The sequence below is a fragment of the Marinobacter sp. SBS5 genome (assembly GCF_048285575.1).
Lineage (GTDB): Bacteria > Pseudomonadota > Gammaproteobacteria > Pseudomonadales > Oleiphilaceae > Marinobacter.
On the sequence record NZ_JBLWAZ010000009.1, the window covers coordinates 166,563 to 174,082 of the forward strand.

At 51.2% G+C, this 7,520-nt stretch carries 5 protein-coding genes; all 5 read left to right on the top strand.

Features of this window, described 5'->3' with window-relative positions; all coding sequences use genetic code 11:
* Nucleotides 1-7: 7 nt before the first annotated feature.
* The 5 genes from ACNQ6O_RS15390 to ACNQ6O_RS15410 are packed head-to-tail and all read left to right on the top strand — an operon-like array spanning nt 8 to nt 7,416.
* Nucleotides 8-514, top strand: a complete 507-nt coding sequence (locus ACNQ6O_RS15390; protein WP_418054063.1) for a (2Fe-2S)-binding protein — start codon at nt 8-10, stop codon at nt 512-514.
* Nucleotides 507-2,831 (top strand): molybdopterin cofactor-binding domain-containing protein, encoded by a 2,325-nt coding sequence (locus ACNQ6O_RS15395; RefSeq protein ID WP_418054064.1) that lies wholly within the window; start codon nt 507-509, stop codon nt 2,829-2,831. Before ACNQ6O_RS15390 ends, ACNQ6O_RS15395 begins: the two co-directional genes overlap by 8 nt.
* A 29-nt stretch (nt 2,832-2,860) precedes the next feature.
* Nucleotides 2,861-3,313 carry a substrate-binding domain-containing protein gene (locus ACNQ6O_RS15400; protein WP_418054065.1) on the top strand — a complete coding sequence of 151 codons (453 nt, stop codon included), beginning with the start codon at nt 2,861-2,863 and terminating at the stop codon, nt 3,311-3,313.
* On the top strand, nt 3,310-4,545 hold the full coding sequence (locus tag ACNQ6O_RS15405) for a hypothetical protein (RefSeq protein WP_418054066.1): 1,236 nt from the start codon (nt 3,310-3,312) through the stop codon (nt 4,543-4,545). The genes ACNQ6O_RS15400 and ACNQ6O_RS15405 overlap by 4 nt, the downstream gene beginning before the upstream one ends.
* 18 nt (nt 4,546-4,563) lie before the next feature.
* On the top strand, nt 4,564-7,416 hold the full coding sequence (locus ACNQ6O_RS15410) for an EAL domain-containing protein (protein WP_418054067.1): 2,853 nt from the start codon (nt 4,564-4,566) through the stop codon (nt 7,414-7,416).
* The last annotated feature ends 104 nt before the right edge of the window (nt 7,417-7,520 follow it).

Consider the following 7,520-nt stretch of genomic DNA (forward strand, 5'->3'; position numbering starts at 1 on the left):
AAGCAAGATGGCAACAAAATTCGAACTTAACGGTCAGGCCGTTACCGTTGAAATTGACAATGATACCCCGCTGCTCTGGGCCCTGCGTGATGACCTTGGTCTGACAGGCACTAAATACGGGTGTGGCATTGGCATGTGTGGGGCCTGCACGGTGTTGGTCAACGGCCGTGCTATTCGTTCCTGCATCACACCGGTGGAAGCGGTGTCCGGTGGTGCCGTCACCACCATCGAAGGCCTAGACCCTGAAGGAAAGCATCCGTTACAAAAGGCATGGGTCGAAACCCAGACCCCGCAATGCGGTTACTGTCAAAGTGGCCAGATTATGCAGGCGGCCGCCATGCTGAAGGACTTCCCCGACCCTACCGACGAACAGATCAACCACGCCATGGGCGGTAATCTATGTCGGTGCATGGCCTACGTGCGTATCCGAAAGGCGATCAAGTTAGCAGCAGAAGAAATGAAGAGCACCAGCGACGACAAGGCACAGGCAACTGGAGCGGCAGTCAATGAGTAAGTTCTACCGTTATCTCAACCAGCCCGAAGGCGCAGTGACAACCACCAACCAACATGCTGATGAAGGCCTACAACTTAGCCGGCGCGGATTTCTGATCGGTGCCGCCGGCGCGGGCTTCACTCTCGCTTTTTTCCGTTCCGGCCTTAGCTTTGCACAACCCGAAGACGCAGTTCGAGACCAAACCTTTGAGCCCACCATCTGGTACCACATCCAACCAGATGGTCGCATTGTCGTTAACATCGCCGAAGCTGAAATGGGACAGCACGTGGGCACGGCTCTCGCCCGTATTGTCGCTGACGAACTGGAAGCCGATTGGTCCATGGTAGAGATTAACCATGTGGACAGCGATCCAAAATGGGGCCTGATGGTAACCGGTGGCAGCTGGTCTGTTTGGGAGAATTTCACACCGTTGAGTCAGGCCGGCGCAGCCGGACGCAAAGCCCTCATCGAGGAAGGTGCCCGCTTGCTTGGTGTCAGCCCTGATCAGTGCGAGGCTCGCAATAGCCAAGTTGTAGCGGGCAATCAGTCCATCAGTTACGGGGATATTGTCAGCCGCGGTGACCTAAGCCGAACCTATACCCCAGAAGAACTCAAACAGATGCCTATCAAGCCGGCCACCCAGCGTCGCCTGATTGGCCGTGAATCCCGGGCCTTGGATATTCCCGACAAAACCGACGGTGCCAGCCGCTATGGTTTGGACGCGAAAGTGGAAGGCATGGTTTACGGCCGCCCGCTTATTCCTCCAACCCGTTACGGCGCGACGATCAACAGCATTGATGACAGCAAAGCGAAGTCGGTGAAAGGGTATCAGCAGACCATCATATTGGACGACCCCACCGATACCGTGCCGGGCTGGGCAGTGGTTATTGCCGACTCTTTCCACGCTGCCAACAAGGCGGCCGCTAAAATCCAAATAGACTGGGCCGCTGGCGATACCGCAGATGTAAGCGAACAAGCCATTCTGGATCATGGCGTGAAGCTGATCGAGTCCGCAGATAAGGGCTCCATCATGTTTCCGGACGACGGGGTCGATGATGCCTTTAGTAACGCTGCTGCCGTGTTTGAGCAGGACTACATCACTCACACGGTACTGCATTTTCAAATGGAACCGGTGAATGCCTTGGCTTATGAAAAGGACGGCGCGTGGGAAATTCACACGGGTAACCAATGGCAATCGCTGATCATTCCGGTACTCGCCAGAGCGTTGGGCGTGCAGGAAGATAAAGTGGTGATGCGCACGTACATGCTGGGCGGTGGCTTTGGCCGTCGACTGAACGGTGACTACGCGGTGCCTGCCGCCCTCGCCTCACAGAAGCTGGGCAAACCGGTCAAGCTGGTGTTTACCCGTGAAGACGACATCCGGTTTGATTCTCCTCGTTCGGCATCTTACCAGCGGGTGCGCATGGCATTTGATGAAAACGGCAACCCTGCAGGTATGGAGCACCATGCCACCGCAGGTTGGCCAACTCAGGTTATGGCGCCGTTCTTCATGCCCAAAGGTGCTAACGATGAGCCTTACGATCCCTTTTCCATTCAGGGCGCAGCCCATTGGTATTCGGTCGGTCCACACCGCGTGCGGGCCATTTCCAATGATCTGGCGAATGCTACCTTCCGCCCCGGCTGGCTGCGGTCTGTTGGTTCCGGCTGGATCAACTTTGCGCTGGAGTCCTTTATGGACGAGGCAGCCCGTCATGCGGGTAAAGACCCTATTGATTTCCGTTTGGAATTGCTAAAAGCGGAAGGCAAGAATGCGGGCGAAGCACCCAACTCGGTCGGCGGAGCTTCTCGCCAAGCTAACGTACTCAAGCGCGTACGTGAACTCGCTGACTGGGAACAAGACCTACCGGAAGACACGGGGCTCGGCGTTGCTACATCTTACGGCCAAGAACGCAACATGCCTACCTGGACGGCCTGTGTAGCCAGGGTGCACGTAGACCGGGAAACCGGCCACGTAAAGCTCGAGAAACTGACACTGGTCACAGACGCCGGTACCGTGGTTCATCCCGATGGCGCTCGCGCTCAGGTCGAAGGGGCTGCACTTTGGGGTGCCAGTATGGCTCTGCATGAAGGCACGCGATTTGAAAACGGTGAACCGGTTGCCCGAAACCTAGATGCCTATACCCCAATGCGCATCGGTGATGTACCAGAGTTGGAACTGGAATTTGTCGAAAGCACGGAAGCCCCCGTCGGATTGGGTGAACCGGCGACGACTGTAACTGGACCCGCAATCGCCAACGCCATTCACTCGGCTGTCGGTGTGAGAATACGGGAAATTCCGATTACACCTTCTGCTGTGCGCCAAGCCTTAAAAACATAACAACTGCTAATTAACGTGACACATTAATAATGCCAACACCCTTTAAACGGCTCCGATTACTCTCTGCTTGCGTATTAGCTGCATGTCTTGGCCTATTCACAAGCGGGAGTGCATTTGGAGAATCTAAACTGCTGATCAACAGAGAAATTAACACCCAAAACCTCGACACGGCCTATCTCAATCAAATATTCGCCATGCAAGTGCGCAAATGGCCGAACGGCACCCCCATTCACGTTTTCGTTTTCCCTAGTTCCAGCAAACTGCACCGTGATTTCGTGGTCGATCAGCTGAAAACCCAAGCCCATCAACTAGACCGAATCTGGAATCGAATGCTGTTTACCGGAACGGGCAAGCCGCCAACGGTGGTGGAATCAGAAAACGATATGTATGTGAAGATTTTAAACACGCCAGGTGCAATCGGTTACGTGTCGGCAGCATACCCGGTCAAAGACGTTAGAGTGCTGGGAGAGAAACACCCATGAGAATACAAATAAAAGAGCTGCTTGCGATCACACTGCTATTCATTCCACAAGCGAAAGCCATCGAGTTGAACAACTTCACTCACATCCACGGCTTTCTTAGCCAAGCGGCGGTATACAGCCCGGACAATCCCTACGCTGGATCCGATGCCGATAATGGATCTGTGAAATTTCGTGAAATCGGACTGAATGGTTACACCGAACTAACACCAGATTTTCGGCTAGCCGGTCAAATCCTTAGCCGGCAACGAGATGAGTCTGATGATGGCGATGTTCGCGTGGACTTTTTGCTCGCTGACTATCTTTTTTGGAGCGAGCATTACGCGTCTTTCGGCCTACGACTGGGTCGCGTCAAAAATACGATCGGCTTTTACAATTCGATTCGAGATATCCCCTCTGCCCGACCAGGATATAACGTTCCGGAATCCATTTATTTCGACGCATTCCGGGACACCCTCTTATCCACTGACGGCATCAATCTATATGGGGCAGCGTTGCTGAGCAATAATCAGCTCAGCTGGGAACTAACAGCCGGTCGTAAAGACGTAGATAGTGATGACTTTGAATACTTCGCTTTCGGCTACCCTGTTCTGAAGGGAGAAGCAAAAGACGCGCCTCTCTACCTACTCAATGTAAATTTTGTACCGGCCGCACTGAATGACCTTCGCTTGGGCATCAGTGTGGTTGATACCGAAATCGAGTTTGAAGACACCCAATCTGTTGCCGAGGCGCAAATGGCATTGATGGCGGCCCCACCAGGGGATGCGCTTATCAACCCTCACCTCTACGTGACTAGCGCAAAAATTGAAGCCCTTTACACGACATTTTCAGCCCAATACAACTACAAAAACTGGATTCTAACCTCCGAGTATCTGCATCTCGACTCCGAATTCAAAGGTGAATTTGCGGGTATGCCTGCCAACAACCGGCGAAAGAGCCATGGGTACTATTTTCAGGTGGAATGGCTACCCACTCCAAACACAACCTGGTTAGTCCGCTATGAAGAACTCGATTTGGGTACAAGCAAAACAGAAATCTCGTACAACCCACACCGGAACTATGGAAAAGGTTGGACCATAGGCGGTCGCTGGATGTTTGCCGATGCCTGGTCAATCACTGGTCAGGCTAGCTTTAACGAAGGCACAGCCTGGCTGCCTAATTTCAAAGGCATCGAGGACAAACAACTGAAGAAATACTGGAACTATTATGTGTTGTCGTTGAGCTATCAATTCTGACCCGCAGGATGCGCGCCAATGTTTATAAGTGTCAAATGGAAAGCGGTTATTTTCCTGAGCCTTGTTTTCGTATTGATTACCGGGGCGTGGATTTCCCAACACATATACAAAACTCTCAAAACCTACGATAGCAAGGTTGAGGAAAGCTATCAGAAACAACAACAATTGTTGACTCAGCTTTTAGACGACAATTTTCTGAGACTTTCTCAACTGTCTCAATTGATCTCCGAAATGCCAGAAATTCAGCAAACCACATTTAGAGGCAATCCATCCCATCTAAGAAGCTTCCTTCAAAAAGAATGGATTCAACTGAACATCAACACTGGAATCGATTTTATTGGCCTATACAGCACTGATGGTACGCTTGTTGCGCATACCTATAACAAGACGCTCTTCCAAGATCTGGCGGCTCTAGAAGGCGCGGTCGCCATGGCTATGAAAGCCAACCGAGATAACAATCCGGATTCCTTTTTGTTCTGCCATACCGGATGCTCTCAGTTTGTGGTTGAACCATTGGTGTTGGGCAATGGTAAGGAAGCTCTCATGGTCACCGGTCAGAACATCGCCGATATTATTCTTCGGTTTCACCAGATTTCGGGACAAGACCTCGCCGTTCTTTTGCCACCGACCACTAACGAGAGCGCAGAAGAGCGCTTACTAAATAACTGGAGTCTTCGTCTCTGGGCCGCGAGCAGTTTCCACAGCTCCCTTAGCCAGCTTCATAACATTCAAAAGGTGGGGCCGCTCGACCTAGTCGCTGAGGGCAAGGCATTAGATTATGCAGCCACTAAGCTCCTGTTCCATAAACTCGATCTCGAAGATTACTGGGCATATGGCGAAACGCCCGTACTATTGACCATCAGTGATGAAACCGATCAGCATCAAAGACTGCTCAATACATTGTCGTCAACGGTGGCCATTGGGCTGATGGCGCTGTTTATTTCGGAAATGATACTTCTATTTGTAATGCTTACACCGTTGCGCCGGCTGACAGCTGTCGTCGAGGCCCTCACCCTTTTACCGAAACACCAATATCGTGCCGCGTTAGATAAAGTAGAAAAACGCCCCATTCGCTTTCGTGATGAAGTCTCCCAGCTCGAGAGCAGCACACGCTATGTCATCCGAGAACTTGAAACACTGCATATTGAAGTAGAAGAAAAGAGTCGCTCTCTTGAAGGACAGGTTGCAATGCTTTCGAGATCAAGGGCCTTTTTGGAACGGCTCATCGACAGCTCTCACCTATTCATAGCCACCCTCACTCCAGACGGAAATTTGCTTACGTCCAACAGCCGATTCGATAAGGAATTCAAACGCCCGGTTAGGGAATTTTCGCACCTATTCATTAACGAACGTGGTGCGGAGGACTATCAAAGGAAGCTAATGCATCTAGCGGCTGGCGATTGCGAGGTGATCCAGTTTGATGCCGAGTTCAAGAATGATCAAGGTGTGGTGATCTATTTCGACTGGACTTGCTCTATCGTTGAAGATGAGAAAGGTCGAGACACTGTACTGGCCGTAGGCATCGATCTGACCCAACGAAAACGTGATGAGGAAGCCTTGGAGTGGCTGGCTAATAATGACCCGTTAACAGGTATCGGAAACAGGAGGTGTTTCCAGCACGATCTGCACAATTTGCTGGATACCCAGCGAAGCGGCGCCGTCATTTTTATAGACGTGAATCGCTTTAAGCAAATCAACGATCTATACGGCCATACAGTAGGCGACGCTGTTTTAGTTCAAATCGCCGAGACGCTTGGTAACACGGTCCGAGCAAGCGACTCTATCAGTCGTTTGGCTGGCGACGAATTCACCGTCATTTTGCCACATATCGATACTATGCAGCTCGAAGGGTTTCTCGAGAAGTTGTCCCACAACCTGAGCGGACAGATTGTGTTAGATAACGAAGAACGAACCGTTGAATATAACGTGAGCATCGGCGCGGCATTGGTCAACGAACACGGAACCACCGAACAGGACTTGATCGTCCATGCCGATATGGCCATGTATCAAGCCAAGAAAAAAGGGAACGGGCAATGGCAAATCTTTGATCCCGATAACAACGATCTTGCCAATCTAAGGCGCGACCACGACCTTACTTCCCTTCTCAAACTTGCGCTTAAACGCACCGACCTGTTTCAACTCAACTATCAGCCCATTTATGCCATTGAGGAAGCCACGGTTAGTCATTACGAGGTTCTTTTAAGGCTGAAGGATAGCGACGGCAATTCCGTGTACCCGAGTGATTTCATTCCTGCTGCAGAACGCATGGGACTCATCCGATTAGTTGATGAATGGGTACTGGATAACGCCGTAAAGAAAATCGCCACTGACCACCAAAGCGGCGCCGACTACACTCTATCGATCAACATTTCAGCCCCTACTCTGCAGTCCGCCGATTTCCCAAGCACCCTTTTGGGGACACTCAAAGCCCACTGCGTTGAAGCCCGTTACGTTGTCATCGAGCTAACGGAAACTGCCTACATCGAAAACTTCCAAATGGTTCTGAACAACCTTAAACAAATCAGTGAGGCTGGCGTATTGGTTGCGCTCGATGACTTCGGTGTAGGGTTCTCCTCGTTCAGCTATCTCAAGAAGCTTCCACTCAGTTACGTCAAACTGGATGGTTCTTACATTCTTGATCTGGAAAACAACCCCGATAACCAAGTGTTCGTTGAAAGCTTGACCAATATGGTTAATGCCTTTGGTATGAAAACCATTGCCGAATTCGTAGAAGATGCTGCCACGCTGGATAAACTGCAGGAGCTAGGCGTGGCGTATGCTCAGGGATACTACATTGGTCGGCCCCTGCCGGAGTTGGATGACATGCTTTGCGCAACTGGTTTTGGCCAGCGGGAGAGATCCAGACGATGAACCCACGCCAAGAATAACCCTCTAGCTCAATATAGATAGCCGTGATTCGGCGTTAACCTGGGATCAGATCAGAGACCAAATTCCAGAAATGAAAAAACCCCAGC